This is a genomic window from Streptomyces sp. NPDC002044, from assembly GCF_040296725.1.
Lineage (GTDB): Bacteria > Actinomycetota > Actinomycetes > Streptomycetales > Streptomycetaceae > Streptomyces > Streptomyces antarcticus.
In genome coordinates, this window is the sequence record NZ_JBEOXU010000085.1 from 1 (window position 1) to 26,777 (window position 26,777).

General features: G+C 72.9%; 29 protein-coding genes. 20 read left to right on the forward strand and 9 right to left on the reverse strand.

Annotated elements, in window-relative coordinates; genetic code table 11:
* Window positions 1-123: 123 nt before the first annotated feature.
* Window positions 124-795 carry a TetR/AcrR family transcriptional regulator gene (locus ABT106_RS20810; RefSeq protein ID WP_351279414.1) on the forward strand — a complete coding sequence of 224 codons (672 nt, stop codon included), beginning with the start codon at window positions 124-126 and terminating at the stop codon, window positions 793-795.
* Window positions 796-928: 133 nt separating this feature from the next.
* Window positions 929-1,501 (forward strand): HPP family protein, encoded by a 573-nt coding sequence (locus ABT106_RS20815; protein WP_351279417.1) that lies wholly within the window; start codon window positions 929-931, stop codon window positions 1,499-1,501.
* Between the two features lie 27 nt (window positions 1,502-1,528).
* On the opposite strand, the gene ABT106_RS20820 is transcribed toward ABT106_RS20815, so the two are convergent.
* Window positions 1,529-1,861: a PLD nuclease N-terminal domain-containing protein gene (locus ABT106_RS20820; RefSeq protein WP_351279419.1), complete on the reverse strand. Its 333-nt coding sequence runs from the start codon at window positions 1,859-1,861 to the stop codon at window positions 1,529-1,531.
* 90 nt (window positions 1,862-1,951) lie between these two features.
* Between ABT106_RS20820 and ABT106_RS20825 the strand changes: the two genes are divergently transcribed.
* From ABT106_RS20825 to mqnP, 3 genes are all read left to right on the forward strand, one after another.
* The gene (locus ABT106_RS20825; RefSeq protein ID WP_351279422.1) at window positions 1,952-3,409 is read left to right on the forward strand and encodes a menaquinone biosynthesis decarboxylase; all 1,458 of its coding nucleotides are present in this window, start codon (window positions 1,952-1,954) and stop codon (window positions 3,407-3,409) included.
* A gap of 79 nt (window positions 3,410-3,488) precedes the next feature.
* Window positions 3,489-3,971: a hypothetical protein gene (locus ABT106_RS20830; protein ID WP_351279423.1), complete on the forward strand. Its 483-nt coding sequence runs from the start codon at window positions 3,489-3,491 to the stop codon at window positions 3,969-3,971.
* Window positions 3,971-4,894: a menaquinone biosynthesis prenyltransferase MqnP gene (gene mqnP, locus ABT106_RS20835; RefSeq protein WP_351279425.1), complete on the forward strand. Its 924-nt coding sequence runs from the start codon at window positions 3,971-3,973 to the stop codon at window positions 4,892-4,894. The genes ABT106_RS20830 and mqnP overlap by 1 nt, the downstream gene beginning before the upstream one ends.
* Here mqnP and ABT106_RS20840 read toward each other — a convergent pair.
* Window positions 4,875-5,423 carry a rhomboid family intramembrane serine protease gene (locus ABT106_RS20840; RefSeq protein WP_351279464.1) on the reverse strand — a complete coding sequence of 183 codons (549 nt, stop codon included), beginning with the start codon at window positions 5,421-5,423 and terminating at the stop codon, window positions 4,875-4,877. The genes mqnP and ABT106_RS20840 overlap by 20 nt on opposite strands.
* Window positions 5,424-5,568: 145 nt before the next feature.
* Here ABT106_RS20840 and ABT106_RS20845 point away from each other — a divergent pair, with 145 nt between their 5' ends.
* Entirely contained in the window at window positions 5,569-6,258 is a 690-nt protein-coding gene (locus tag ABT106_RS20845; protein WP_351279428.1) for a UbiX family flavin prenyltransferase, read from the forward strand.
* On the opposite strand, the gene ABT106_RS20850 is transcribed toward ABT106_RS20845, so the two are convergent.
* Complete coding sequence (locus tag ABT106_RS20850) at window positions 6,255-6,389, reverse strand: hypothetical protein (RefSeq protein WP_351279477.1); 135 nt, start codon at window positions 6,387-6,389, stop codon at window positions 6,255-6,257. The genes ABT106_RS20845 and ABT106_RS20850 overlap by 4 nt on opposite strands.
* Window positions 6,390-6,511: 122 nt before the next feature.
* On the opposite strand from ABT106_RS20850, the gene ABT106_RS20855 reads away from it, so the two are divergent.
* The 6 genes from ABT106_RS20855 to ABT106_RS20880 all read left to right on the forward strand — a co-directional run bounded on the left by ABT106_RS20855 (window position 6,512) and on the right by ABT106_RS20880 (window position 11,033).
* Window positions 6,512-6,967 carry an Lrp/AsnC family transcriptional regulator gene (locus ABT106_RS20855; protein WP_267724008.1) on the forward strand — a complete coding sequence of 152 codons (456 nt, stop codon included), beginning with the start codon at window positions 6,512-6,514 and terminating at the stop codon, window positions 6,965-6,967.
* 83 nt (window positions 6,968-7,050) lie between these two features.
* Window positions 7,051-8,214: an aminofutalosine synthase MqnE gene (gene mqnE / locus ABT106_RS20860; RefSeq protein ID WP_267724010.1), complete on the forward strand. Its 1,164-nt coding sequence runs from the start codon at window positions 7,051-7,053 to the stop codon at window positions 8,212-8,214.
* 126 nt (window positions 8,215-8,340) lie between these two features.
* Complete coding sequence (locus tag ABT106_RS20865) at window positions 8,341-8,865, forward strand: GNAT family N-acetyltransferase (RefSeq protein WP_351279432.1); 525 nt, start codon at window positions 8,341-8,343, stop codon at window positions 8,863-8,865.
* Between the two features lie 141 nt (window positions 8,866-9,006).
* Window positions 9,007-9,279: a DUF4229 domain-containing protein gene (locus tag ABT106_RS20870; RefSeq protein WP_351279467.1), complete on the forward strand. Its 273-nt coding sequence runs from the start codon at window positions 9,007-9,009 to the stop codon at window positions 9,277-9,279.
* 190 nt (window positions 9,280-9,469) lie between these two features.
* Window positions 9,470-9,553: a putative leader peptide gene (locus ABT106_RS20875; RefSeq protein ID WP_502979440.1), complete on the forward strand. Its 84-nt coding sequence runs from the start codon at window positions 9,470-9,472 to the stop codon at window positions 9,551-9,553.
* A gap of 115 nt (window positions 9,554-9,668) precedes the next feature.
* Window positions 9,669-11,033 (forward strand): dicarboxylate/amino acid:cation symporter, encoded by a 1,365-nt coding sequence (locus ABT106_RS20880; RefSeq protein ID WP_351279435.1) that lies wholly within the window; start codon window positions 9,669-9,671, stop codon window positions 11,031-11,033.
* A gap of 82 nt (window positions 11,034-11,115) precedes the next feature.
* Here ABT106_RS20880 and ABT106_RS20885 read toward each other — a convergent pair whose 3' ends face one another.
* Together ABT106_RS20885 and ABT106_RS20890 are read right to left on the reverse strand one after the other, a co-directional pair.
* Window positions 11,116-11,316 carry a DUF397 domain-containing protein gene (locus ABT106_RS20885; RefSeq protein ID WP_351279437.1) on the reverse strand — a complete coding sequence of 67 codons (201 nt, stop codon included), beginning with the start codon at window positions 11,314-11,316 and terminating at the stop codon, window positions 11,116-11,118.
* Complete coding sequence (locus ABT106_RS20890) at window positions 11,313-12,170, reverse strand: helix-turn-helix domain-containing protein (RefSeq protein WP_351279440.1); 858 nt, start codon at window positions 12,168-12,170, stop codon at window positions 11,313-11,315. Before ABT106_RS20890 ends, ABT106_RS20885 begins: the two co-directional genes overlap by 4 nt.
* Window positions 12,171-12,325: 155 nt before the next feature.
* Here ABT106_RS20890 and ABT106_RS20895 point away from each other — a divergent pair, with 155 nt between their 5' ends.
* The 4 genes from ABT106_RS20895 to ABT106_RS20910 all read left to right on the forward strand — a co-directional run bounded on the left by ABT106_RS20895 (window position 12,326) and on the right by ABT106_RS20910 (window position 17,838).
* Entirely contained in the window at window positions 12,326-12,805 is a 480-nt protein-coding gene (locus ABT106_RS20895; protein ID WP_502979439.1) for an ATP-binding protein, read from the forward strand.
* Window positions 12,806-12,987: 182 nt separating this feature from the next.
* Window positions 12,988-14,010, forward strand: coding sequence for a helix-turn-helix domain-containing protein (locus ABT106_RS20900; RefSeq protein WP_351279443.1), 1,023 nt, complete (start codon window positions 12,988-12,990; stop codon window positions 14,008-14,010).
* A gap of 143 nt (window positions 14,011-14,153) precedes the next feature.
* Window positions 14,154-16,052 (forward strand): AMP-dependent synthetase/ligase, encoded by a 1,899-nt coding sequence (locus tag ABT106_RS20905; RefSeq protein WP_502979441.1) that lies wholly within the window; start codon window positions 14,154-14,156, stop codon window positions 16,050-16,052.
* A gap of 175 nt (window positions 16,053-16,227) precedes the next feature.
* The gene (locus tag ABT106_RS20910) at window positions 16,228-17,838 is read left to right on the forward strand and encodes an alpha/beta hydrolase (RefSeq protein ID WP_351279448.1); all 1,611 of its coding nucleotides are present in this window, start codon (window positions 16,228-16,230) and stop codon (window positions 17,836-17,838) included.
* Between the two features lie 78 nt (window positions 17,839-17,916).
* On the opposite strand, the gene ABT106_RS20915 is transcribed toward ABT106_RS20910, so the two are convergent.
* Window positions 17,917-19,110, reverse strand: coding sequence for a lipase family protein (locus tag ABT106_RS20915; protein WP_351279450.1), 1,194 nt, complete (start codon window positions 19,108-19,110; stop codon window positions 17,917-17,919).
* A 188-nt stretch (window positions 19,111-19,298) separates the two neighbouring features.
* Window positions 19,299-20,309, reverse strand: coding sequence for an AraC family transcriptional regulator (locus tag ABT106_RS20920; RefSeq protein ID WP_351279452.1), 1,011 nt, complete (start codon window positions 20,307-20,309; stop codon window positions 19,299-19,301).
* Between the two features lie 162 nt (window positions 20,310-20,471).
* Here ABT106_RS20920 and ABT106_RS20925 point away from each other — a divergent pair, with 162 nt between their 5' ends.
* Together ABT106_RS20925 and lepB are read left to right on the forward strand one after the other, a co-directional pair.
* Complete coding sequence (locus ABT106_RS20925) at window positions 20,472-22,226, forward strand: AMP-dependent synthetase/ligase (RefSeq protein WP_351279455.1); 1,755 nt, start codon at window positions 20,472-20,474, stop codon at window positions 22,224-22,226.
* 95 nt (window positions 22,227-22,321) lie between these two features.
* Complete coding sequence (lepB, locus tag ABT106_RS20930; protein ID WP_502979442.1) at window positions 22,322-23,038, forward strand: signal peptidase I; 717 nt, start codon at window positions 22,322-22,324, stop codon at window positions 23,036-23,038.
* Here lepB and ABT106_RS20935 read toward each other — a convergent pair.
* Both ABT106_RS20935 and ABT106_RS20940 read right to left on the reverse strand, forming a co-directional pair.
* Window positions 23,022-23,330, reverse strand: coding sequence for a DUF397 domain-containing protein (locus ABT106_RS20935; protein ID WP_351279457.1), 309 nt, complete (start codon window positions 23,328-23,330; stop codon window positions 23,022-23,024). The genes lepB and ABT106_RS20935 overlap by 17 nt on opposite strands.
* Window positions 23,327-24,199 carry a helix-turn-helix domain-containing protein gene (locus ABT106_RS20940; RefSeq protein WP_351279459.1) on the reverse strand — a complete coding sequence of 291 codons (873 nt, stop codon included), beginning with the start codon at window positions 24,197-24,199 and terminating at the stop codon, window positions 23,327-23,329. The genes ABT106_RS20935 and ABT106_RS20940 overlap by 4 nt, the downstream gene beginning before the upstream one ends.
* Window positions 24,200-24,338: 139 nt before the next feature.
* Here ABT106_RS20940 and ABT106_RS20945 point away from each other — a divergent pair, with 139 nt between their 5' ends.
* Window positions 24,339-24,779: an ATP-binding protein gene (locus ABT106_RS20945; RefSeq protein ID WP_351279474.1), complete on the forward strand. Its 441-nt coding sequence runs from the start codon at window positions 24,339-24,341 to the stop codon at window positions 24,777-24,779.
* Between the two features lie 192 nt (window positions 24,780-24,971).
* The gene (locus ABT106_RS20950; protein WP_351279462.1) at window positions 24,972-26,717 is read left to right on the forward strand and encodes a lytic transglycosylase domain-containing protein; all 1,746 of its coding nucleotides are present in this window, start codon (window positions 24,972-24,974) and stop codon (window positions 26,715-26,717) included.
* The last annotated feature ends 60 nt before the right edge of the window (window positions 26,718-26,777 follow it).

Genomic DNA, 26,777 nt, shown 5'->3' on the forward strand with positions numbered 1-26,777 from the left:
ACATCCAGGACGACTACAACACCGAGCCCTTCGCCAAGCGCGGCCGGATCGAGAACCACTTCCGCAAGGCCGTCCAGGCCACCGCCCCGGCCGGACCCGGCCCGCTTCCACCGAAGGGACCGCATGGCACGCACGCCGTTGCCCGAGCGGCGCCGCCAGCTGACGGAGGCGGCGATCCGCGTGATGACCCGCGACGGGGTCGCCCGGGCGACGACCCGGTCCATCTCCGCGGAGGCGGGCGTCTCGCTGAGCGTCTTCCACTACTGCTTCGACTCCAAGCAGGCCCTCTTCGAGTCCGTCATCACCGCCATCACCGACCACTACGTGACGGTGGTCAAGGAGGCGATCCGGCCCCGCCCCACCCTGCGCGAGACCATCCGGGCGGGCTTCGAGGCTTACTGGGACCACGTGCGCGCCCACCCGGGCGAGCACATGCTGACCTACGAGCTCACCCAGTACGCCCTGCGCCAGCCCGGCTTCGGGCACCTGGCCCGGCGCCAGTACGAGCTGTACGGGGAGACGTACGCCGAACTCATCGAGCGGCTGCGCGGCACCGCGGCGTTCGACCTCACCGTCCCGGTGCCGGTGCTGGCCCGCTACCTCGCGGCCATGACCGACGGGTTCACGCTGAGCCTGCTCGTGCTGGGCGACGACGGGGGGCCGGCGGGCGCCCCGGTCGTCGACACCATCACCGAGATGATCACCGCGCACGTGGTGGGCCTGGTCGAGGACGGCCCGGTCGCGGCCACTCCGGCTGGAGCGGGCCCGGCCGGAGTGCGACCGGCCGGCGCGTAACCGGGGGCGGCTAGCGTCGGCGGACCCGCCCGCCGGGCGGTGCCTCCGCCGGGCGGCGCATCCGCCGGGCGGGAGCCGTCCGCCCGGAGAGGCCGCCATGTCGGGTTCCGCGTCCGGTCCCGTGTCAGGTCCCGTGTCAGGTTCCGCCGTACGCACCGCGCCGCCCGCCGCGGCCGTACGCACCGCGCCGCCCGCCGCGGCTGCACGCCCTGCGTCCGCGGGCGCAGGGCATGCCCCGGCGCGGCCCTCCGCGGGGGCGGCGTTCCACACCGTCAGCGCCGCCGCCACCGCGCTGCTCGCGCTGGCCGCGCTCGGCGCCGTCCTGCGCGAGCCGGTGCTGATACCGCCGTTGGCGGCCAGCGCCGCCCTCGTGCACGGCGCCCCGACGCTCCCGTTCGCCCAGCCGCGGAGCGTCCTGCTGGGGCACCTGCTCGGCGCCGCGACCGGGTACGCCGTCCTGCACACCGCCGGCGGCAGCGCCTGGGCGGCCGCGGTGGCGGCGGCCCTGACCCTGGCGCTCACCGTGGCCGCCCGCGCACCGCACTCGCCGGCCTGCGCCACACCGGTGGTGATCGTCCTGCAGGCCCCCGGCCCGGCCGCGTTCGTGCCGCTGCTGCTCGGAGCGGGGGCCCTGCTCGTCCTCACCGAGTACACGGCCTCCCGCATCCGCCCGTCGGCGCCGCGCTACCCCGCGTACTGGTGGTGAACCGGACGCCACCCGGCCGGGAGACGGCTAGTCCTTGTCCCGCTTCTCGTCCCGGTCCCGCTTCTCGTCCTGCTCGTCCTGCTCGTCCCGCAGGGACTTCAGGAACTCCGGATTGTCGTCGGGCGCCACCCACTGGGCCCGGCGCGCCCGGCCGCCGCCGAAACCACCGCCGCCGACCGCGGCCCGCTTCTTGCCCGCGAACAGCCACACCACCGGCCCGACGATGGAGAACAGCAGGATGATGATCACCCAGACCACCTTCGGGAGGTGCTTGACCTCCTCCTCCGGCGTGTTCAGGCAGTCGATGAAGGTGTAGATGGTCAGCGCGATGATCAGCAGGAACGGCAGATAGCGCAGCACGGTGTGGGACCGACTCCCAGGCAGTGGCGGTGGGCCCGCGTCGGGCCCCGGTGACGCCTCCAGGGTAGTTGGTGACGGATACTGGCCCCTATGGCTTACGACGATCTCCGCTCGCTGCTCCGGGCTCTGGAGCGGGAGGGCGACCTCAAGCGCATCAAGGCCGAAGTCGATCCGTACCTGGAAATCGGCGAGATCGTCGACCGGGTGAACAAGGCGGGCGGGCCCGCCCTGCTCTTCGAGAACGTCAAGGGCTCGGCGATGCCGCTGGCCATGAACGTCTTCGGGACGGACCGCCGGCTGCTCAAGGCCCTCGGCCTGAAGTCGTACGCCGAGATCAGCGAGAAGATCGGCGGCCTGCTGAAGCCGGAGCTGCCGCAGGGCTTCATCGGGGTCCGCGAGGCATTCGGCAAGCTGGGCTCGATGATCCACGTGCCGCCGAAGAAGGTGAAGGGCGACTCCGCGCCCGTCCAGGAGGTCGTCCTCACCGGGGACGACGTGGACCTGGACCTGCTGCCGGCCCTCTTCACCTGGCCCAAGGACGGCGGCTCCTTCTTCAACCTCGGCCTGACGCACACCAAGCACCCCGAGACGGGCGTGCGCAACCTCGGGCTCTACCGCCTCCAGCGCCACGACAAGCGCACCATCGGCATGCACTGGCAGATCCACAAGGACAGCCGCAACCACTACGCGGTCGCCGCAGCGCGCGGCGAGCGGCTGCCGGTCGCGATCGCCTTCGGCTGCCCGCCCGCCGTGACGTACGCGTCCACCGCGCCGCTGCCGGGGGACATCGACGAGTACCTCTTCGCCGGGTTCGTCGCGGGCAAGCGGATCGAGATGGTGGACTGCAAGACGGTCCCGCTCCAGGTCCCGGCCCACGCCGAGGTCGTCATCGAAGGCTGGCTGGAACCGGGGGAGACCCTCCCCGAGGGCCCCTTCGGCGACCACACCGGCTTCTACACCCCGCAGGAGCCCTTCCCGGCGCTGACGATCGACTGCGTGACGATGCGCAAGCGGCCGCTGATCCAGTCGATCGTCGTGGGCCGGCCGCCGACCGAGGACGGCCCGCTGGGCCGCGCGACCGAGCGGTTCTTCCTGCCCCTGCTGAAGATCATCGTGCCGGACATCGTGGACTACCACCTGCCGGAGTCGGGCGGATTCCACAACTGCGCGATCGTCTCGATCGACAAGAAGTACCCGAAGCACGCGCAGAAGGTCATGCACGCCGTCTGGGGCGCGCACATGATGTCGCTGACGAAGCTGATCATCGTGGTGGACAAGGACTGCGACGTCCACGACCTGCACGAGGTGTCCTGGCGGGCGCTCGGGAACACCGACTACTCCCGCGACCTCACCGTCGTCGAGGGCCCGGTGGACCACCTCGACCATGCCTCCTACCAGCAGTTCTGGGGCGGCAAGGCGGGCATCGACGCCACGAAGAAGCTGCCCGAGGAGGGCTACACCCGCGACGGCGGCTGGCCCGACATGGTCGAGTCCGACCCGGAGACGGCCGAACGGGTGACACGACGTTGGAAGGAGTACGGCCTGTGAGCCGCTCAGCCAGGATGGACGCGGACAGGGCGCGGGCGTCTGCTCCCCGCCGCTGCGGGGATGAACCGGAGTACGGACTGTGAGCCCGATCGCCGTGGGCGGACCCGCCCTGTTCATCGGCAGTGACACGCCCTGCGTGGCCCTGGTGCGCCCCGAGATCGACCCGGCGCAGCAGGGCGTGCGGGAGGCGGCGGAGCGGGCGGGCGTGACGCCCGAGGAGTTCGCCGGCCCCTCGGACCTGTGGCAGCTGATCGCCGACCGGACCGACGGCGAGGGCCGGGAGGTCGCCCTGCCGGAACTCGCCGACGCCGACGCGGCCGCCTTCGCGCAGCGCCTGCTGGCGGCGACCGCCGACCCGGAGGCCGAGTTCACGGTCGAACTCGCGGTGGACGGGCACGGCCTGCTCCGCCTCGACGGCCGCCCGGCGGGCGAGGGCTTCGCCTTCCTGGCCCGCGTCACCCCGCCCGGGGCCGACGGGGCGGCGCCGCTGGACGTGGAGATCGGCCCGACGGCACTCGCCGACCTGCGCGCCGAACTCGAACAGTTCCGCCGGAGCCTGTGATGACGACCGCCGACGGCATCGTCGGGCAGGGCAGTCCCGCGCCGGAGGCCACCGGGAAGGTCAAGGCTTTCCTGCGGCTCGTGATGATCGAGCACTCGGTCTTCGCGCTGCCCTTCGCCTACATCGCCGCGCTGACCGCCATGTTCCAGCTCGACGGGACCGTGCACTGGGTCACGCTGCTGCTGGTCACGGTGTGCATGGTGGGCCTGCGGACCTTCGCGATGGCCGCCAACCGGATCATCGACCGCGAGATCGACGCCCGCAATCCGCGCACCGCCGGCCGCGAGCTGGTCACCGGCGCGGTGTCGGTGCGGTCCGCCTGGACCGGGGCCGGGATCGCGCTCGCCGTGTTCCTCGGCTCCGCCGCGCTGCTGAACCCGCTCTGTCTGGCGCTGGCGCCCGTCGCGGTGATCCCGATGGTGATCTACCCGTACGGCAAGCGGTTCACGAATTTCCCGCACGCCATCCTGGGCCTGGCCCAGGCGATGGGCCCGGTCGGGGCCTGGCTCGCCGTCACCGGCGAGTGGTCGGGCGACGCGGTGATCCTGGGTCTCGCGGTGGGCGTGTGGATCGGCGGCTTCGACCTGATCTTCGCCTGCCAGGACGTGGCCGCGGACCGCGCGGAGGGCGTCAAGTCCGTCCCCGCCCGCTTCGGTGTCCCCGCCGCCCTCTGGGGCGCCCGGGGCGCGCACGTCGTGACCACGGCCCTGCTCGTCTGGTACGCCCTGGCGACCGGCGCGGGCGCGTTCTTCTGGGCCGGTCTCGTGGTCGTCGTCGCGGCGTTCCTCTACGAGCACACCATCGTGAAGCCGCACGACCTGTCCCGTCTGAACCGGGCCTTCTTCACGGTCAACGGCTTCATCGGGATCGCGCTCTTCGTGTGCGCCCTGCTCGACCTCGTGGTCAGGGGCCTGTCGGTATAGGCCGGGCGGGCCGGCGGAAGTACAGCGCCGTCAGGACGCCCGCGACGAGGCCGATGAGGTGGGCGTACCAGCCGACCCCGGAGTCCGTCGGCATCACGCCGAGGAGGAACGAGCCGCCCCAGTAGGCGGCCGCGGCCAGGCCCACGGCGATGCCCAGCGCGCTGCGCTCGACGAAACCGCGCACGACGACGTACCCGAAGAGGCCGAAGACCAGGCCGGAGGCGCCGGCGCCGAGGGTGTGGGGCGGGGCGACCAGCCAGGAGCCCGCGCCGACGGCGAGGCAGACCAGCCCGCTCACGGCGAGGAAGCGCCGGATCCCGCTGAGCGCGGTGACGAAGCCGAGGACCAGCAGCGGGAAGCTGTTGGACGCCACGTGGCCGAAACCGAAGTGCAGGAACGGGTGGGCGACGATGCCGATCAGGTGGTCGGGGTCGCGGGGCCTGACGCCGTAGGGGTCCAGCGCGTGGCCGGTGACCACGTCGACCCCTTCGATCAGCCAGAGCAGGGCGGTCAGGCCGACCATCAGCATCGCGGCGGCCTTGGCCCTCTCGCCGCGCGTCCCGTGCCGTTCCAGCGTGGTGCTCACGTGCGCTCCCTCGTACCGTCCCACCCCCTGGAACGTCTGGGACACCTTAACGAGTGCCCGCTCGCAATGGCCGGATAGTCTCGGAGGTATGACTGAGCGCAAGCGCACCCCGTGGGTGGTCGGGGTCTCCGGGGCGTCGGGGACGCCGTACGCGGCGTCCGTGCTCCGCGGGCTGCTCGCGGCCGGGGAGGACGTCGACCTGGTGGTGAGCCGGGCCTCGCGGCTGACGCTGCTGGACGAGACCGGGATCGCGTTCCGGGACGCGCGCTGGCGGGACGATCTGGCGCAGTGGCTGGCCCGGGGGGCCGACGGCAAGCCGGGCACCTTCCAGGACGTACCGCTCGACGGCGTGCGGTACTGGGGCGCCGGGGACCTGGCGGCCGGCCCGAGCTCGGGCTCGTACCCGGTCAAGGGGATGCTGATCGTGCCCGCGTCCACGGCGTGCGTGGCGGGGGTGGCGCTGGGGCTGTCGAAGGACCTGCTCCAGCGGGTGGCGAGCGTGACGCTCAAGGAGCGGCGCCGGCTGGTGGTCGCGGTGCGGGAGACCCCGCTGAACGGGCAGACGCTCAAGCACCTGGTGGCGCTGGACGAGGCGGGCGCGGTCGTGCTGCCCGCCTCTCCGGCGTTCTACGCGGGTGCGACGCACATCCAGGATCTGGTGGACTTCGTCGCGGGGCGGGTGCTCGACGCGGCGGGGGTGCCGCACGGGCTGTACCGCCGGTGGGAGGGGGAGCTCGGTGGGGGCTCCGCCTCCCGGGAGGCGAGCGGTGGGGGCTAGGACTTCTTGGCGCTCCGCGGCGTGCGGGTCTTGTCCACGCGGTGCGCGGCGGCGGGCTGGTGGGCACGGGATCGGTTGGCCAGCTCCTGCAGCTGTCGCATGTGTGCGTAGGCCATCTCGATCGTGTACACGGTGAACCACTCCTGAAGATCGTCATTGATCAGTTGAAAGATTCGCAGGGTGTTGACCCTGCATGCCTTAGATTCTATACCTAGACTTGCAGGATCGCCGAATAATGGAAGGCTCCACGTAAATGGACACGGTGGATAGGCAGCTCATCCAGGCACTTCGCGAGAACGGTCGTGCCTCGTACGCGGAGCTGGGCCGTCTCGTGGGCCTCTCCGGCCCCAGCGTCACCGACCGCATCAACCGGCTGGAGACGGCCGGTGTCATCACCGGCTACCGCGCGACCGTGGCCGCCGCCGAGCTGGGCCTCGGCGTCACGGCGCTGATCGGCATCTCGCTCTCCGACGCCGCCGACCACGAGGACGTGGCGCGCCGGCTCAAGGACCTCGCCGAGATCGAGGACTGCTGGTTCATCGCGGGCGACGACTCCTTCATGCTGAAGGTGCGCGCCAACGACGTGGACGGTCTGGAGAAGATCATCCGCAGGCTCTCGGGGACCAAGGGCGTCTCGCGCACCCGGACGACCATCGTGCTCTCCACGAAGTGGGAGAACCGGGTCGGGGAACTTCCCGAGGAAGCCTGAGAGTACGGTTGGTCGCGGTTGCAGGCAGCAGGAGGCAGCAGCGGGACAGGGCTGCGGGACACAGAGGAAGGCGGGCGACCGGCATGGACGCTGGGCTCAAGCGCGAGCTGGAGGAGAAGGTCCGCTCCGGCGAGCGGCTGACGCGTGAGGACGGTATCGCCCTCTACGAGTCGGACGACCTGGCCTGGCTCGGCGGCCTCGCCCACGAGGTGCGGACGCGGAAGAACGGCGACGTCGTCCACTTCAACGTCAACCGCCACCTCAACATGACGAACGTGTGCACGGCGTCGTGCGCGTACTGCTCGTTCCAGCGCAAGCCGGGCGAGAAGGACGCGTACACGATGCGCATCGAGGAGGCCGTGCGCCTGGCCAAGGCCATGGAGAACGACAACCTCACCGAGCTGCACATCGTCAACGGCCTGCACCCGAACCTGCCGTGGCGCTACTACCCGCGCTCGCTGTCGGAGCTGAAGAAGGCGCTGCCGAACGTCTCGCTGAAGGCGTTCACCGCCACCGAGATCCACCACTTCGAGACGATCTCCGGCATGTCGGCCTCCGACATCCTGGACGAGCTGATCGAAGCGGGTCTGGAGTCCCTCACCGGCGGCGGCGCGGAGATCTTCGACTGGGAGGTCCGCCAGCACATCGTCGACCACCGCACCCACTGGGAAGACTGGTCGCGCATCCACCGCCTCGCGCACTCCAAGGGGCTCAAGACGCCCTCGACGATGCTGTACGGGCACATCGAGGAGCCGCGCCACCGCGTGGACCACGTGCTGCGGCTGCGCGAGCTCCAGGACGAGACCGGCGGCTTCCAGGTCTTCATCCCGCTGCGCTACCAGCACGACTTCGTGGACATGCAGGACGGCAAGGTCCGCAACAAGCTCCAGGCACGGACGACGATGGCGACCGGCGCGGAGGCACTGAAGACGTTCGCGGTCTCGCGGCTGCTCTTCGACAACGTGCCGCACGTGAAGGTCTTCTGGGTGATGCACGGCGTGCAGACCGCGCAGCTGGCCCTCCAGCACGGCGCGGACGACATGGACGGCTCGGTCGTCGAGTACAAGATCACGCACGACGCGGACAACTACGGCACCCCGAACAAGCTGGGCCGCGAGGACCTGCTGGAGCTGATCCGGGAGGCCGGCTTCCGCCCGGTCGAGCGCAATACGCGCTACGAGATCATCCGCGAGTACCCCGGTCCGGTCGAGGGTCTGCGCGAGACCCCGCAGGCCATGCGCGTCTGACGCGTCCGCACGGGGTGCTCGCACCCCGCCGCACCTCCGCTCCACCTGGCAAGCCCCGGCCGTCACGGCCGGGGCTTGCTCCATTGGTGCGTGGACGCGGCGGAATGTAATGAATAGAATGCGTGGATGACCCTTACTTTCACCCTGGATCCGGTCATCGGAACGGTTCTGCGTGACGGCATCCTGGAGCTGTGGGCCGACGTCACCAACGCGGGCGGCGCCGTCGGATTCGTCCCCCCGGTCGCGGTGGACGACATCCGCCCCGCGCTGATCGGGCAGCTCGCCTCGGTGGCCGACGGGGGCAGCCGACTGGTGGTCGGCCACGACGCCGACGGGCGGCTCGCGGCCACCGCGTTCCTCACGCACAACACGCACCGGCTCCAGCTCCACTGGGTGTGGGCGTACACGGTGATGGTCGACCCCCGCCTCCAGGGCCGGGGGTACGGCCGCGACCTGATGGCCGCCGTCGAGACGGCGGCCCGCTCCATCGGGGGCATCGACGCGATCCGCCTCGGCTGCCGGGGCGGCTACGGCCTGGAGCGCTTCTACGCCTCCTGTGGCTACAAGGAGGTCGGCCGCGTCCCCGAGGCCATCCGGGTCGCGCCGGGCGACGACCGTGACGACATCACGATGCTGCTGCCGCTGCGCTGACGCGCGGTGGGACCGGACCCCCGGCGGCCCTGTGCGCAGGGCGGGCGTGCTTCACTGGACGGGCACATCCCGACGCAGGACGACGAGAGAGAAGGGGTCACCGTGTCCCTCAAGCCGAGCGCAACGATCCGCTACACCGCGATGCGCCTGGGCATCTTCGTCGGATGCCTCGTCGCCGTCGCGGGCCTCGTCCGCCTCGGCTGGGTGCCCTCCTCGATCGGCGACGCCAACTTCGCCTGGATCGTGCTGCTCGCCCTCGTGATCTCCGCCCCGCTCTCCTTCGTCCTCCTGCGCAAGCAGCGCGACGAGATGTCCGATCAGATCTCCGGACGCGTCGCGGGTGCGAAGGAGAAGCTCGCCTCGAACCGCAGCCAGGAGGACCTGGCGGACGACGCGGCACGCGTGAACTCGTAGCTCCCGCCGTTGGCTTCATCACACACCGAACCGCCCCAGCACCGGGTATACCGCCCGTAACGCTGGGGCTTTCGCGTTCCCCCGGCCGGTGTGCGGGGTTCCTGTGCGCCGCCGGCCCAAAGAACGCCTTTGAGATTCTCAAAGCGTAAGTGTTAGCGTGTTCAACATGTCGACCCCAGCTGCGCACCCGATGACCATGAGCGTTCCGCTCGTGGCGCGCCTGCACGTCGACCTCTGCCGCCGCGCGTCCGCGGCCTGTTGCCGTTGTCGCTGACGACCGCTCCCCGCTGAGCCGAATCGGTACAGCAGCGGTCCCGGCCGGCCCTTTTCCGGCTGCCGCCACCGCAGAACCCATCCCACCAGTTCGTTGTGCGTCCCCCCCCCGGAGAGTGTCCGTGTCCGCGACCCCCCAGGCCCAGGCTCCCGCCAAGGCTTCGTTCAAGTTTCCCTTCTGGGCCCAGATCATCGCCGGCCTCGTGCTCGGCGTGCTGTTCGGCTGGCTCGCCCGCAGTCAGGACATCAGCTGGCTCGGCACCACCCTGGAGAAGACCGGCGACCTGTTCGTCCAGCTGCTGAAGCTGGCGGTCGCCCCGCTCGTCTTCTTCGCGATCCTGGTGTCGATCACCAACCTCCGGAAGGTGAACAACGCCGCCCGGCTCGCCTCCCGCACGCTCCTCTGGTTCATGATCACCTCGCTGATCTCGGTCGCGATCGGCATCGGCATCGGCCTGCTGACCGACCCGGGCTCCGGCACCGGCCTCACCGCCGCCGACGGCAAGGAGCCGAAGCGGACGGGCTCCTGGATCGACTTCCTGACCGGGATCGTGCCGACGGACATCATCACGCCGTTCACCGAGCTGAAGGTCCTCCAGATCGTCTTCCTGGCCGTCGTCGCCGGCATCGCCGCCCTCCAGCTGGGCGGCAAGGCCAAGCCGGTCCTCGACCTCGCCGAATCCGTCCTGGAGCTGCTCCAGAAGGCCCTGTGGTGGGTCATCCGCCTCGCCCCGATCGGCACCATCGGCCTCATCGGCACCGCCATCGCCACGTACGGCTGGGACCTGATCGGCAAGTACGCGACCTTCACCGCCGACGTCTACATCGGCTGCGCCCTCGTGATGTTCGGCGTCTACCCGCTGCTGCTCGCCACCGTCGCCAAGGTCAGCCCGCTCCAGTTCTACAAGGGTGCCTGGCCGGCCATCCAGCTGGCGTTCGTCTCCCGCTCCTCGGTCGGCACCATGCCGGTCACCCAGAAGGTCACCGAGCGCCTCGGCGTCCCGAAGGAGTACGCCTCCTTCGCCGTCCCGTTCGGCGCCACCACGAAGATGGACGGCTGCGCCGCGATCTACCCGGCGCTCGCCGCGATCTTCATCGCGCAGATCTTCGACGTGCAGCTGGGCATCAAGGAGTACCTGCTCATCGCCTTCGTCTCGGTGATCGGCTCGGCCGCGACGGCCGGTCTGACGGGCGCCACGGTCATGCTGACCCTGACCCTCTCCACCCTCGGCCTGCCGCTGGCGGGCGTCGGCCTGCTGCTGGCGATCGACCCGATCCTCGACATGATCCGCACCGCCACCAACGTGGCCGGCCAGGCCCTGGTCCCGGTCATCGTCTCGGCCCGCGAAGGGATCCTGGACAAGGAGGCGTACGCCTCGGCCTCGGCCTCCTCCCTGGACGAGCCCGAGCCGGAGCCGGCGCAGGACCCGGCCGCCACCGCGCAGGACGCCCCGGCGGAGAAGGTCCCGGCCACCGTCTGACCGGCCCCGCCCCGCACCCGTCGCGGCCCCCGCCCCCGTCCGGGCGGGGGCTGTCGGCGTACCGGCGCCGCCCCGGCGGGGGTCAGCGGCCGCAGGCGTGCGCCACGAACCGGGCCCAGGCGGAGGGGGCGACGGTGAGGTGGGGGAGCCGGACGTCCTTGGAGTCCCGGACGCGGACGGCCCCGGGGCCGGACCCGTCGGCGGCCACCTCGACGCAGGAGTCACCTTCGCTGCCGCTGCTGTAGCTGCTCTTGAACCAGCCGATCTCGGGATTGCCGATCATGTCTCTCCCAGCAGTTCCTTGACGAAGCCCAGCGACTCCCGCGGCGTGAGAGCCTCAGCCCGGATGATGCCATAGCGCAGTTCGAGGATCCGAAGCTGCTTCGGGTCGGAGACCGGGCGCCCGTTGAAGGCTCCTTCCGAGCGTCCCACGGCCGTGCCGTCCCCGAACTTGAGGATCTCGATGCCGCCGTCCATCCCGGCGTGCGCCTCGCGGCTCGTCGGCATGATCTGGAGAGCCACATTGCGCAACTGCGCCAGCTCCAGCAGATGTTCCAGCTGGCGACGCCAGACCGTTGTGCCGCCGATGGGGCGGCACAGGGCGGACGCCTCGTGGACGAAGCTGATGGCCGGAGCGGGCGTCCGATGGAACACGGACTGCCGGGCCATGCGGGCAGCCGTGTACCGCTCGACCTCGTCCTCCGAATAGGAGGGCTGCCGCATCTCGAAGAGGGCTCGGGCGTGCTCTGGCGTTTGCAGCAGCCCGTGTATGACGTGCGTGCTGTACACGCCGATCTCGACCGCCCGCCCCTCCAGCTTCGCCAGGGCGCGGATCTTCTTCGGGTAGCGGATCTGCTCGGCGTCCGTCTTCATGGCGGCGATGCGGCCGCCCGCCCGGAGTACCTCGTCCGCCCTGTCCAGGTACTCGGGGCGGGGGATCCGCTTGCCCGCCTCGACCTTGCGGACGAGGTCCTCGCCGTACCCGATCGCCGTGCCGAACTCGGCCGTCCGCAGGCCCGCCGTCTCGCGCCACGCGCGGAGCTGGCGCCCCAGGGCGGCCAGGACCGCCGCGCCCTGTTCGTCCTCGGGGTCGACGTCCCAGCCCGCGTCGTCCGTACCGTCCCTGTCCACGCTCACGCGCGCCCACCTCCGACGTGCCGAAGTTCTCTCCGCGCCCTGTGCCCGGAGGGCTTCCGGACAGCCCGGACAGCGCGGGACAAGCGCCGGACAAAGGCCGGACGCAGGGGAGTTGCCGCCCCTCACGGTAGGGGGGTCCGGCCACGCTGCGTGATGTGAACACTCAGATCTGGGACTCCGCCGACGCGTTCGGCGCCCGACTCGCCGCCACCCCCCGCGGGGCCCGGCAGGCCCGCCGTCTCGCCGTCGAGAAGCTCGCTGCCTGGGGCTTGCCGCCGGACGCCCCGGCGCTCATCGTGGCCGAGCTGGCCGCCAACGCCGTGACCCACGGGCGGGTGCCCGGGCGGGACTTCCGGATCGGGCTCACCCTGGGCGACGGCGTGCTGCGGATCGAGGTGGCCGACACCCGCGGTGACCGGGTCCCGGGTCTCCGCGACGCGGACGAGGGCGCGGAGGGCGGGCGGGGACTGCTGCTGGTGGACGCGCTCGCGGACCGGTGGGGGGTGGACCGGGGGCTGCCGCCGGGCAAAGTGGTGTGGGCCGAGGTGGACCTGGCCGGAGGGCCGGAACACCGGGTCGTGGCCCAGTGCGACCCGGGCGGTCCCGACGTAACCCCTTGTCATCACGGGAGCTGAAACCAACCCACCCCACCCCACCAGCCCCCCGTAACTCACACGGGTGAACTGTGCCAACTGGGCTGGATTTACGGATGGTTGCCGGGCATATGCTCGGCCCACAACGTCAGACATGAGACGGCCCCCGGCGGGACTGGCATCCCGGGCGAGGGCCTGACCAAGTAGGAAGCAAGACCTTCCACATGGCTCTGAAGCAGCTTAGCGCGCCCTCGCGCGCCTCGTCCCGGGAACGTGCCGGGGTCCCCGCACCGGGCGGCATCGTCCACGTCAAGGCACGGCACACCGAGCAGTTCACGGTGGTCGGCAACCACCTGGCCCAGCACCGTGCGCTGTCGCTGACGGCGAGGGGCCTCGCGCTGTACATCCAGTCGCTGCCGACCGGCGCCAAGGTCGGCATCAAGCGGCTCACGGACCGGTTCCCGGAGGGCGAGGTACGGATCGCCTCCGCGCTGCGGGAGTTGGAGGCGCACGGGTACCTGGAGCGCAGCCGCGTGCGGCTGGCGAGCGGGCAGGTGGTCACCCGTACGGTGTCCTACAACCAGCCCCGAACCACCCGCCCGGGCCTCCCGGAGCGCCCACCCTCGTCCCCGCCCTCGCCTCCGGCGAAGCGCCGCGAGGTCGTCGTACGGCCGTCCCGGCCAGAGCCCGAGCCGGAGCCGGTGGCCGAGCCCCCGGCGCGGCCGGACTTCGAGCCCTGGCCCGAGTGCGAGCCCGGGTACGCCTCCGAGCCGGAGCCGGAGCCGTGTCCCGGGCCGGAGTCCGATCCCGGGCCCGTTTCCGACCCCGGTCCCGAGCCCGAACCGGGCCCCGTGGCCCCGGAGTCGCCCGGCGCCGCGCTGCGCCAGGCCGCCGTCGAGCTGCTGGCCCGGCTGCGCGAGGACGACCACCGGCTGCTGCTGCCCGAGCGGCAGGTCCGGCGGCTCGCGCCGGGGGTGGCGGTCTGGCTGGAGCGCGGTGCCGAGCCGGAAGCCGTACGGCACGTGCTCGCCGGGGATCTGCCCGCCGACCTGCGCAGCCCGGCGGGGCTCATCGCGCACCGGCTCGCGACGCAGGTCCCGCCACGGCTGGGGCCGCGGCCGGCCGGCCCGTCGGCCGCGCGGCCCGACCCGATGCAGAACTGCGACGGCTGCGAGCGGGCCTTCCGGGCGCCCCGGCCCGGCCGCTGCCGGGACTGTCCCGAGGAGGCGGCGGACTCCGCCGCGTGAGGGCCGCGCGGGACTCGTGCGGATTCCCCGTGCGGCCCGCGTGCGCTCCGGGTGGTCCCGTGGTGAAGAAAGGCTCCGAGGGCTGTTCACGGGGGGTTACCGGTGCGTAAATTACCGGCGGTAACTCCCTCCCCCAGCCGCCGCTGGGTGGTACCCCCGGCCGAGGAGACCGCGCAGTGGAAGCCGTACCCAAGCTGGTGGAGCCCGTCAAGACCGTGATCGGCGGAAGGGTGCGCGAGGTACGGGTGCCCGCGCTGGCCCCCGTACCGGACCGCGGTTCCCTGGGGGACATCCCCTTCGACAATGCCCGCGAGGCCCCCGGCGAGGCGGTGCTCGCGCGCAAGGACCGCGACGGCCGCTGGTGGGACATCTCGGCCGCCGAGTTCGCGGCCGAGGTGCTCGCCGTCGCCAAGGGCCTGATCGCCGAGGGCCTGCGCGAGGGCGACCGGCTCGCCATCATGGCCCGCACGACCTACGAGTGGACCCTCCTCGACTTCGCCGGATGGGCCGCCGGACTGGTCACCGTCCCGATCTACCCCACCTCCTCCGCCCTCCAGGCCCGCTGGATCATCCAGGACTCCGGCGCCGTCGCCTGCGCCGTCGAGGACACCGCGCAGGCTCGCATCATCAGCTCCGAGCGCGGCAACCTGCCCTGGCTGCAACACCTGTGGGAGTTCGACACCGGAGCCGTCGCCCGCCTGGTCAAGGCCGGGGAGCACCTGCCCGACGCCCTGGTGCACGCGCGGCGGGCCGCCCGTACGCCCGACTCCGTCGCCACCCTCATCTACACCTCGGGCACCACCGGGCAGCCGAAGGGCTGCGTGATCACCCACGCCAACTTCTTCGCCGAGGTCGACAACTCGGTCGAGCTGCTGCACCCCGTCTTCAAGTCGGTCAGCGACGACCCCGCCTCCACCCTCCTCTTCCTGCCGCTCAGCCACGTCTTCGGACGGATGGTCGCCGTCGGCTGCATGCGGGCCCGCGTCAAACTCGGGCACGCGCCCAGCATCCGCACCGAGGACCTCCTCGCCGACCTCGGCGGCTTCCGCCCGACCTTCCTCCTGGCCATCCCCTACGTCCTGGAGAAGGTCTACAACACCGCCCGCGCCACCGCCGAGAAGATGGGCCGGGCCGCCTCCTTCGACCGGGCCTCCAAGATCGCGCAGAGCTTCGGCGAGCTGGTCGAGGGCAAGGCCCCCGGACTCGGGCTGCGCGCCGCCCGCGCCCTGTACGAGCCGCTCGTCTACCGCCGGGTCCGGGCCGCGCTCGGCGGCCGCGTGAAGTACGTCCTCAGCGGCGGATCCCCACTGGGCCGCCGCCTCGCCGCGTTCTACACCGGCGCCGGCGTCGAGGTCTTCGAGGGCTACGGGCTCACCGAGACGACCGGCGCCAGCACGGTCACCCCGCCGCTGCGGCCCCGCCTCGGCACGGTGGGCTGGCCCCTGCCGGGCACGGCCGTACGGATCGCCGACGACGGGGAGGTGCTGCTCGGCGGGCGCCACGTGTTCGCCGGGTACTGGAACTCCGGGCACGCGGTGCCGCCCCACACCTGGCTGCCCACCGGCGACATCGGGGAGCTGGACGACGACGGCTACCTCACCATCACCGGCCGCAAGAAGGACCTGATCATCACCTCCGGCGGCAAGAACGTGGCCCCGGCGCCGCTGGAGGACTGGCTGCGGGCCCACCCGCTGGTCGGCCAGTGCCTGGTGGTCGGCGACAACCGGCCGTATGTCACCGCGCTGATCACGCTGGAGCCCGACGGGTTGCTGCACTGGCGCCAGATGCACAAGAAGCAGGAGGTGCCGCTGCGGATCCTGGTTCAGGACGAGGAACTGCGGGCCGACCTCCAACGGGCCGTGGACGAGGCGAACAGCCTGGTGTCGCGGGCCGAGTCGATCCGCCGCTTCACCGTCCTGCCGGGGGACTTCACGGAGGAGGGCGGTCACCTGACCCCGTCCATGAAGCTCAAGCGGGGCGCGATCACGCGCGACTACGGCCGCCAGATCGACGAGCTGTACCGGGGCCCGCGCGAGGGGTGAGCCGTACGGGCCGCTCCGTCGCGCCGGGCCGCCGCGTCGGGCCCCCGCGTCGGGCCGCGCCGGGCGGGCTGCCCCGCCGGGCCGCCGTGGGCCGTGGGTGCGCTGCGGGGGCGGGGCCGGCGGGGCGCGCTTATGGTGGGCTGACCGGTCCGGGGGGCCGCCCGAGGAGGGTGCAGTGCCCCGTTCCCGAACCGCCGCCGCGGCCTGCGCGCTGGTCCTGGCCTCGCTGGGCACCGCTCCGGCCGCCCCCGCCCCCGCCCCTGCGCCGGATCCTGTCGGCGCCGCCGCCCGGGGCGAACCGCAGACCCGCTCCCACGGCCAGCGCGTCCGCTGGGGGGCGTGCCCCGAGCGCCGCGTCCCCGCCGCGATGCGGTGCGGGACCATCGACGTGCCGCTGGACCACGCGGCTCCCGCCAAGGGGACCGTCACGGTGGCCCTGGCCCGCCTCCCCGCCACCGGCCGCGGGAAGCACCTCGGCTCCCTGCTGCTGAACTTCGGCGGACCGGGCGCCCCGGGCATCGCCGGGCTCGCCGCCGACCCCGGGGCCTTCGCGAAGCTCGGGGAACGGTACGACCTCGTCGCGTTCGACCCGCGCGGAGTCGGCCACAGCGCGCCCGTCTCCTGCGCGGGCTCCCAGGAGACCGGTGCGGAAGCGGCCGCCGACGCCGCCGCGCAGCTGGCCGCGCTGCGGGCCGTGGCCAAGCGCTGCGAGCTGGCCTCCGGGCCGGTCCTCCCGTACGTCGGGACCGTGCACGTCGCCCGGGACCTGGACCTGGTGCGCCGGGCGCTGGGCGACGCGAAGCTCAACTACCTCGGCTTCTCCTACGGCACCCGGCTCGGCGCCGTCTACGCCGCGCAGTTCCCGAAGAGCACCGGCCGCATGGTCCTCGACGGGGTGGACACCCTGTCCGAGCCGCTGGCCGAACAGGCCCTGGCCACGGCACGCGGCCAGCAGCGCGCCCTGGACCGCTTCCTGTCCTGGTGCGCCCGCCAGCCCGGCTGCGTGTACGGGACCAACACCCGCAGCGCCAAGGAGCAGGTCGACGACCTCGTGGCGCGGCTCGACCGGCGGCCGCTCATCGGCGGCGACGGTTCGTACGTGACGGGCCAGGACGTGGCCGGCTCGATCGGCGCCGCCCTCTACTCGCCGCACGCCTGGCCCGCGCTGGCCGACGCGCTGAAGCTGGCCGAGGAGCACGCCGACCCGGTCGGGCTGCTCCAGCTCGGCGGCCCGACGGGGCCCTCCGACGACGGTGGCGAGGACGGGGAAGGGGACGGGGAAGGGGACGGGGACGGTGCCGGGGGCTGGGAGGAGCCGCAGGGCCCCGGGGCGGTGCCCGCCGACAACGCCGACGCCGCGCTCGCCGCCGTGAACTGCGCCGATGACCCCGACCGGTCGAACGACAAGGCCGGCCCGGCGCTCATCGAGAAGGAACTGCTGGCCCTGCGGCCCGAGTTCGAAAAGGTGTCGCGGATCTTCGGGCCGCGCCTGCTGATGACCGTACTGGCCTGCTACGGCCGTCCCGCCGGTACCGACTTCATCCGCAGGATCGACCGCCCCGGCGCCCCGCGCATGCTGCTCGTCGGGACCCGGGGCGATCCGGCGACCCCGTACGAGTGGACGGAGGAGACCGCGCGGCGGCTCGGCTCGGCCGTGGTCCTGGACCACAAGGGCGACGGGCACACCGGCTACCTCACCTCGCCCTGCGTGCGCGAGTACGCCGACCGCTTCCTGCTCGACGGCCGGCTGCCGTCCGGGACGCGGTCCTGCCCCGCCGGGGAGTGACCCGGCGGGGCCCGCGGCGGGTGGCCGCCGTGCGGAGTGTGGCCGCGCTGCGGAGCGTGGCCGCGGTGCGGGCCGCGCTCAGCAGTTGGCGCGCGTCGGGCGTCCGGCGAAGCGGTCCGCCAGCCAGTTCGCGACCGCCGGGGACTGGGTGATCACGCCACTGACGTGCTCGCCGAGCCAGATGGTGTCGAACTCGACGTTCGCGCCCCGCGCACACCACTCGGAGCGCAGCCGGCTGCCCACCGCGTACGGGATCAGCTCGTCGGCGAGCGCGTGGTACTGGTACACGGGCGCCGCCGGGGCGGTGCGGCCCAGCCGGCTCTGGTTCAGCCGGGCCTGCCAGTCGGGCTGGGCGAGGGGATCGCGCGTGGTCAGGTCGGAGATCCGCTTGAACGAGCCGGCGATCGCGTCGATCGCCACGCAGTTCTCCTTCATCGCGCCGACCAGCACCTTGCCCGCCGGGTTGAGGTAGGAGTCCAGCTTCAGTTCCGGGAAGGCCGCGTCCTGGCCGGCCGCCGCCATGAAGATGAGGCCGGACCCGTAGGAGCCATTGTTGAAGTCGGCCACCTTCAGCAGGTCGGCGGGCACACCGCCGGTCGCGGTGCCCTTCACCTGGAGCTCCGGCGCGTACGAGCCCTGCAGCTCGGCGGCCCAGCCGCTGGCCTGGCCGCCCTGGGAGTAGCCCATGATGGCGACCGGGCCGGTCGCCGACAGCCCGGCCTGCGGCAGCCGCTGGGCGGCGCGGGCGGCGTCGAGGACGGCGTGCCCGGCGGAGGGGCCGACCGTGTAGGTGTGGACCCCCGGGGTGCCGAGGCCCTCGTAGTCGGTGACGACCACGGCCCAGCCGCGCAGGGTGAGCTGCTGGATGAGGTTGGCCTCCATGGCGGTGCCGTGCGGGATGTTGTTGCTCGGCGCGCAGGAGTCGCCCATGCCGACCGTGCCGACGGCGTACGTGATCAGCGGGCGCGGGCCGGTGCGGCCGTCCTGCGGGACGATGACGGTGCCGGAGACGGTGTTGGGGGCGCCGTCGGCCGTGGTGGAGCGGTAGTGGATCTTCCAGGCTTTCGTACGGGTGGGCTGGCCGGGCAGCGGATGGAAGGCGGAGGGGGCGCTGCTGACGATGTCGCCGGGCGCCCCGTCCCGCACGGAGGCGGCGGTGGAGGCGGCGGTGGAGGCGGCGGTGGCGGCGGCGGGGACCCAGGCGGTCAGGGTCATCGCGGCCACGGCGGCGAGGGCGGTGCTGCGCAAACGCGGGGGGTTTCGGAAACGCATGGGCGGCTCTCCCAACGGTCCGTGCGGGGGTAGGTGAGGCGAAGGTAGTGACCGACCGGTCGGCATGTCGCTGACCGTGCAGCTCACCTTTCCTGACCCGGACTCCCAACCCGGGCCGGACGGGGCCGGGACGCGCCTGCGGCTCCGAAGACGGCGGCCGGCCCGGGGCCCCGGGGGAGGGCGTGGCGTCAGCCGCCCGAGGCGATCCGGTACGCGCCCGGGGTCGTGCCCGTCCAGCGGCGGAACGCGCGGTGGAAGGCCGTGTCCTCCGAGAAACCGAGCCGCGCGGCGAGTTCCGCGATCGGCTCGCCGCTCTCCGCGAGGCCCGCGATGGCCGCGTCCCGCCGGACGTGGTCCTTCAGCTCCTGGAACGAGGTCCCCTCCCGCTGGAGCCGGCGCCGGAGCGTCGCCGGGGACACCGCGAGCCGCGCCGCCACCTCTCCGAGCCCCGGCAGCCGGGGCGACGTGCGCAGCTGCCGGGTCAGGGCCCGGCGCACCTGCTCCGCGACCGTGGTGCCGTACTCCGGCCGGGACAGCAGGTCGAAGGGGGCCCGGCGGAGCATCGCGTCGAGCGCGGGCTCGTCCCGTACGAGCGGCGCGGTGAGCCAGCGGGCGTCGAAGGAGGCGCCCGTACGGTCCGCGCCGAAGCGGACCGGGCAGCCGAAGAGGACCTCGTACTCCTGCGCGTGCGGCGGCGGGGGATAGGCGAAGGCGGCCTCCGCGAGCGGGATGCGGCGTCCGATGAGCCAGCTGCTCAGCCGGTGCCAGATGGCGAGCACGCATTCGGTCAGGAAGCGCTCCTCGTCCCGGTCGAAGTCGTTGCGGACGGTGAACCGGGCCTGACCGTCCACCACGTCGAGCCCCAGCTCGGGACCGCCGGGGAACAGCCCGTAGAAGTCGGCCGCGCGCCGCGTCGCCGAGCCGAGGTCCCGGCAGCCGAGCGAGGCGCGGCACATCATCGCGAACGTTCCGGGGCGGCTGGGCACCGGGCTCAGGCCGAGGAACTCGTCCTGCGTGACCCGGTACAGCGCCCGGAACAGCCGGGCGAACTGCGCGGGCGTGATCCGCGCCCGGTCGTCGCCCAGCAGCAGCGGCGGGATCTGCGCCGCCTGGAGCAGCGGCACGGTGTCGAGGCCGCCGGAGCGGGCCCCCGCGAGCAGGGCCCGTACGTGGTGCACGGTGATCGTCCGCCTCCCCATGCCTGCGACGGTAGCCGCCGGGGACCCGGGGCGATACGGACGCGACACCACCCGTCGCCCCCGATGAGCGCTGCGGCCAGCACGGCTGACGCCTCCGGTCATGCCGCCGGGCCGCCCGCCCTGCCTAGCGTCGGGGGTCACCAACCCCCGGGAGGGCATGCGATGGACGGTCGGCCGAGCACGCTGGCGGAGTTCACCCAGTGGACCGGGGAGCGGTACGGGCCCGGGACCGCCCTGCGGTTCCGGCCGCGGGCGGGCACGGACGGGGACCAGGAGCCGGGCGGCGGGTGGCGGACCCGTACGTACGCCGAACTGGCCGCGGAGGTACGGGCCGTCGGGTGCGCGCTGCTCGGGCTGGGGGTCGCGGCGGGGGAGCGGGTCGCCGTACTGGCGGAGACCCGGCCGCAGTGGACGTACACGCACTTCGGGGTGCTGGCGGCCGGCGCCGTCCTCGTGCCGGTCTATCCGACGGCGGGGGAAGAGGAGCTGGCCTGGGTGCTGGCGGACTCCGAGGCGGTCGCGGTGGTCTGCGACGACGAGGCGCAGCGCGAGCGGGTCGAGGCACTGCGGGGGAAGCTGCCGGCGCTGCGGGCGGTGGTGCTCATGGACGCGCTGCCGTCGCTGCGCCGGGCCCCGGAGGCCGACCTCCTGGCGCGGGCGGCCGCCGTCACCCCGGGGGCGGACGCGTCGATCGTCTACACCTCCGGCACGACCGGGCTGCCGAAGGGCTGCCGGCTCACCCACGGCAACCTCGGCGCCGTCCAGGACGCGACGCTCCCGCTGATCGAGGGCGGGCCGGGGAACTCCACGTACCTGTACCTGCCGCTGGCGCACCTGCTGGCCCAGCTGATCCAGTTCACGACGCTGCTGGAGGGTGGGGAACTCTGCTACTTCGGTGGCCGGATCGAGGACGTCCTGTCGGAGCTGGCGGTCGTACGGCCCACCCATCTCCCCTCCGTCCCGCGGCTGTTCGAGAAGCTGCACACGGTGGTGCTGTCGCTGGCGGAGGCCCGCGAGGGCGGCCGGGAGGACTTCGAGGAGGCGGTGCGGATCGGGGTGCTCGCGGCGGAGGGCCGGCTGCCCGAATCGCTCCGGGCGGCGCACGAGGCGGCCGAGAAGTCCCTGTACTCCCTGGTCCGGGGCGCGTTCGGCGGCCGCCTGGCCTGGGCGCTGACCGGCGGCGCCCCGATCGCTCCGGCGACCCTGGACTTCCTGCGGGCCTGCGGGATCGCCGTGTTCGAGGGGTACGGGATGACGGAGTCGGGCGGGGTCGTCTCCCTCAACCACCCGGGCGCGGTGCGGTACGGCACGGTGGGCCGGCCGGTCGCGGGCTGCGAGGTGCGGATCGGGGCGGACGGGGAGGTCCTGGCGCGGGGCCCGATGGTCTTCCCCGGCTACCACGCGAACCCGGCGGCCACGGCGCAGGCCCTCGACCCGGAGGGCTGGCTGCACACGGGGGACCTCGGCGAGCTGGACGGGGACGGCTTCCTGCGCATCACCGGCCGCAAGAAGGAGCTGGTCATCACCTCGGCGGGGAAGAACCTCACCCCGACGGAGGTCGAGTTCGCCGTCCAGCGCTCCCGCTACGTCTCCCGGGCGGTGATGATCGGCGACCGCCGCCCGCACCCGGTCGCCCTGATCACCCTCGACGCGGAGGAGATCACGGCCTGGGCGGCCCGCGAGGGCCTGGACCCGGGTGCCGACCCGTCCACCCATCCGGCGGTCCGCGCCCTGGTGGAGGCGGCGGTCGAGCAGGCCAACGCGACGGTCTCCCGGCCGGCCCGGATCCGGGCCTTCCACATCCTTCCGGAGGAGTTCTCGATCGCGGCGGGCACCCTGACCCCGACCCTCAAGCTCCGCCGCGCGGCGGTCGCCCAGCGGTACGCCCGGGAGATCGAGGAACTGTACGGCGGGTGAGGGCGCGCGGCCGCTCTCTGCGATGCTCCGGGGGCAGGAAGAGCCAGGTCCGCGCGCGTGCAGCGGCGGCCGCAGGGAAGGAAGTCGCCGTGGCAGTGGGGGATAAGGCGCCGGACGGCGCCGGTACGGCGGGCGACGGCGAGGGAGCGGTGCGCCCGGGCCGCCCGTTCTGGCGGGAGCTGCCGATGATGCTCGTGCTCGCGGTGGTCCTCGCCCTGGTGGTCAAGACGTTCGTGGCGCAAGCCTTCCTGATCCCGTCCGACTCGATGAACGACACCCTCCGGCGCGGCGACCGGGTGGTGGTCGACAAGCTGACGTCGTGGTTCGGCGCCGAGCCCCGGCGCGGCGAGGTCGTGGTCTTCCACGACCCCGCGGAGTGGCTGCGCGGCCAGCCGACCGCACAGCCGAACCTCGCGCAGCACGTCCTGATCACGGTCGGCCTGATGCCGTCCGCGAACGAGAGGGTCCTGATCAAGCGGACCATCGCGACCGGCGGGGACACCGTCGAGTGCAAGAAGGGCGGCCCGGTCGTCGTCAACGGCGAGGAGCTGTACGAGCCGTACATCCGGCCCGGCGACACCGCCTGCGACGACGCGCCGTTCGGCCCGCTCACCGTGCCCGAGGGCAAGATCTGGGTGATGGGCGACCACCGGCAGAACTCCCGGGACTCCCGCTACCACACCGACGACCACACCCGGGGCTTCGTCCCGGTCGACGACGTCGTCGGGCGGGCCGTGGTCATCGCGTGGCCGGTCGGCCGCTGGTCCACCCTCCCGGACGGCTTCGACCCGCCGGTCAGCGACTCCCGGTGACCCCGCCCAGGAACGCGGTCCAGGCGTCGGCAGCCACCGCCAGCTCGGGGCCGGCCGCCACTTTGGAGTCCCGGACGTGGACGGCGGCCGGGCAGGCCGCGACCTCGACGCAGTTGCCGCCTTCGCCGTCGCTGTGGCTCGACTTGTGCCAGGGGAGCGCCACTTCGAGGCACTCGCCGCCTTCGCCGCCGCTGTAGCTGGACTTGCGCCAGGTCAGGGCCACTTCCACGCAGTTGCCGCCCTCGCCGCTGCTGTAACTGCTCTTGAACCAGGCACGGCCGGTGGCGTTCATCGGGTTTCTCCTAGCGTCTTCTCGATCAGGGCGAGGGACTCGTCGGGCGCGAGCGCCTGTCCCCGGATCGTGCCATAGCGCTCACTCATGATCCGCACCTCGACCGGGTCGGTGATCAGGTGGGGGCGCCCGTATGCCTCGTGGTAGGCGATCTGCTGGCGGCCCTTGGGGTGCAGCAGGGTGAAGGAACCGTCCATGGCGGCGTGGGCGCCCCGCGCGTACGGCATCACCTGGAGCTCGACCGTGCGCAGCCGGCCGATGTGCAGGAAGCGCCGAAGCTGCTCGCGCTGCACCTCCGTGCCGCCGACCCGGCGCTCCAGCAGGTTCTGGTCCAGGACGAAGCTGACGGTGGGCGAGGGCCACCGCTCGAAGACGTGCTGGCGGGACAGCCGGTCGAGGACCCGCTTCTCGATGGTCGCTTCGTCCAGCAGCGGGCGGCGCTGCGTGAAAACCGCCCGCGCGTGCGCCTCCGTCTGGAGCAGGCCCGGCACGCCCTGGTGGCCGTACTCGTGCAGCGCCTGCGTCACCGCTTCGGCCGCCGCGTAGCTCCGGAACCAGTCAGGGTGCCGCGTCCGCACCCGCTTCTGAGCCTCCTTGACCTCCGGGATCGCCGCGAGCAGGACGCCCCGGGCGCCCAGGACCTTGTCCGCCCGCTCCAGCAGGTCCGGCTGCGGGGTGCGTACGCCACGCTCGATCGCGCCGATCAGGTCCTCGCCGACGTTCAGCCGGGCCGCCAGTTCCTTCTGGTGCAGGCCAGCCGCCTCGCGCAGGGCCTTGATCTGTTTGCCCAGGGCCCGGAAGAGATGGGCCGTGCCATCCGCCTCCACCGGGCGCTCCGGGCGCTCCTCGTGGTCCGCCAGGTCGTTCATACGCTGAACCGCCCTCATCCGTACGAGCCGTACACGCGGCCGTCGGCGTCCCTACAGCGCACCTGCGTCCCGCCGTGACCACTGGAAAGCGTAGAGCGCGACGGCCACGCTCGGTGAGGTGACGATCGAAATCAGTGACATGGCACAGGTCTTCCGACAGCGGCTCAGCTCCACCCGGCGCGGGGCCCGGCTCGCCCGCTGCCTCGCGCAGGCCCAACTCGTCTTCTGGGGAACGCCGTACGGCTCGCCGCTCTCCGCCGACGTGGGACTCGTCGTGGGGGAGCTGGCCGCCAACGCCGTGCTGCACGGGCGGGTGCCGGGCCGGGACTTCGAGCTGCTGCTGGAGCACGACGCCCGGTCCGGCGTGGTCCGGGTGACGGTGAGTGACGCCCGGGGCGACGCGGCGCCGCCCACGGAGCCGCCCCCGGTCGACCCGTGGTCGGCGGAGGGCGGGCGGGGGCTGCTGCTCGTGGCGGCCGTGGCCCGCGCGTGGGGGGTGGTGGACCGGGGCCCCGGCAAGTCGGTGTGGGTGGAGGTCGGAGTCCGGGCGGTCGGCGATCCTGAGCGCAAAGACCGTTGAGACATGGATAATTCGGGCGGAGCGTGCGCCGCCCGAACCATCCGTCCGTGAGGTTCCGGCGAAGCCGAGACGAATGGTGGGTCACATCTGCCGGGGGCACGGCGAGTCGCTGTCGAATACCTGATAGACAGTGGATATTCACGGCCCGACCGGCCGTACGCTTTTAAGCGCTCCTGGGGGGATCGCCGCACTGTGAAGCCGCTTCACCGTCACCTCGTCAACACCTCGCGCAAGGTCCTGTGTACGGCCGCCCTCGCGGCCAGCCTCACCACCGCAGCGGTCGTGAGCACCCCGTCGACCGCCGACGCGGGCGAGTCCGAGCCCACGCCGGACAGCCCTCAGGCCGCCGACCGCGGCGACGCGCGGCTGGACCTGCCCGGAGAGGTCGCCGACCCGCAGGTGCCCGCGGGCTCCGCGGCGCCGGAGGGGACCAGCGGGATACCCGCGACCGCCCTCGACGCCTACCAGCGTGCCGGGCTGTCGGTGGCCGCCGCGCTGCCCAACTGCAAACTGCCCTGGGAACTGCTCGCCGGCATCGGCCGGGTCGAGTCCGTGCACGCCTCCGGCTACGGCCTGAAGGCCGACGGCTCCACCGAGAAGCCGATCCGCGGCCCGCGCCTCGACGGCAACGGCTTCGCAGAGATCCGCGACACCGACCGGGGCGAGTGGGACGCGGACTCCGTGTACGACCGCGCCATCGGCCCGATGCAGTTCATCCCCTCCACCTGGCAGACCTGGGGAGCCGACGGCAACGGCGACGGCAAGCGCGACCCGAACAACCTCTACGACGCGGCGCTCGGCGCGGGCCTCTACCTGTGCGCCGGCGACAAGGACCTGACGAACGCGGCCAAGCTCGACGACGCGATCCTCAGCTACAACAGGTCGCGCGAGTACGTGAACATCGTGCTCGGCTACATGCGCCAGTACCAGGCCGGCGGCGCCGCCGGAGTCGAGAACCCGCCCGTCGGGAACTACCCGACCGCACCCCCCGGCACCCTGCCCACCCCGCCGCGCCGGACCGCCCCGCCGGTGGTCATCACCCCGCAGGCGCCGGTCAAGCCGGCTCCGCCGGTGAAGCCGACGACCCCGCCGACCACCCCGCCGGTGACCCAGCCCGAGAAGCCCGTACCGCCCGCCGCACCCCACCTGGCGGAGCTGACGCTGCTCGGCGGCGCGGGGCTCAAGGCCGAGACCGGAGCGGCCTTCGCCGAGGTCCCGAAGGTGAAGGTGCTCCTCAGCGACGGCAAGCCCGCCGTCGGCCAGGACGTCGTCTTCACGGTCGAGTCGGACACCACCGGCGGTACCGCCTTCCCGAAGGCCCCCGTCGAATCCCTGGTGGCCAAGACGGACGCGTCGGGCATCGCCACCGCGCCCGGCCTCAAGGCGGGCGCCAAGCCCGGCACCTTCACGCTGCGGGCCTCCGCCTACGACAAGGTCGGCAGGCTCTCGGTGGGGTTCACCGGCACGGTCACGGCGAAGCCGGTCGTGGACCTGCTGGCCCGCCCGGAAGGGTCGAACGCGCTGTCGGCGGCCGCCGGCAGGAGCTTCAAGGACGTCGAGGTCCGCGCCACCGCGCAGGGCAAGCCGCTCGCCGTGAGCGGAGTCGTCGCCGAACTGGTCGAGAAGAAGGACGGCGCGTGGGTCCCGGTGGACCCGGCGACCGCGAAGGGCCCGTACTTCAAGGGTGCCAAGGCGGGCGAGAAGCTCACCCGCCTGGAGCTCCCCGCGACCGGCGCCGACGGCAAGATCGTCCTGCCGGAGCTGTTCACGGCCGCGGACCTCGCACCGGGCACCTACCACCTGCGTCTGACCACCCCGGGCAAGGTCACCCTGGTCCTGGACCTCAAGGTGACCGCCGCCGAGGCGGCCACCCCGCCGGCCACTCCGCCGACGGACCCGGCGAAGGAGCCCGCCAAGGACCCGGCGAAGTCCGCCTGACCCCCGGCCCGAGGGCCGGCCCCGCACGTACGGCTGTGGCCCCGGCACCGTTCTCACGGT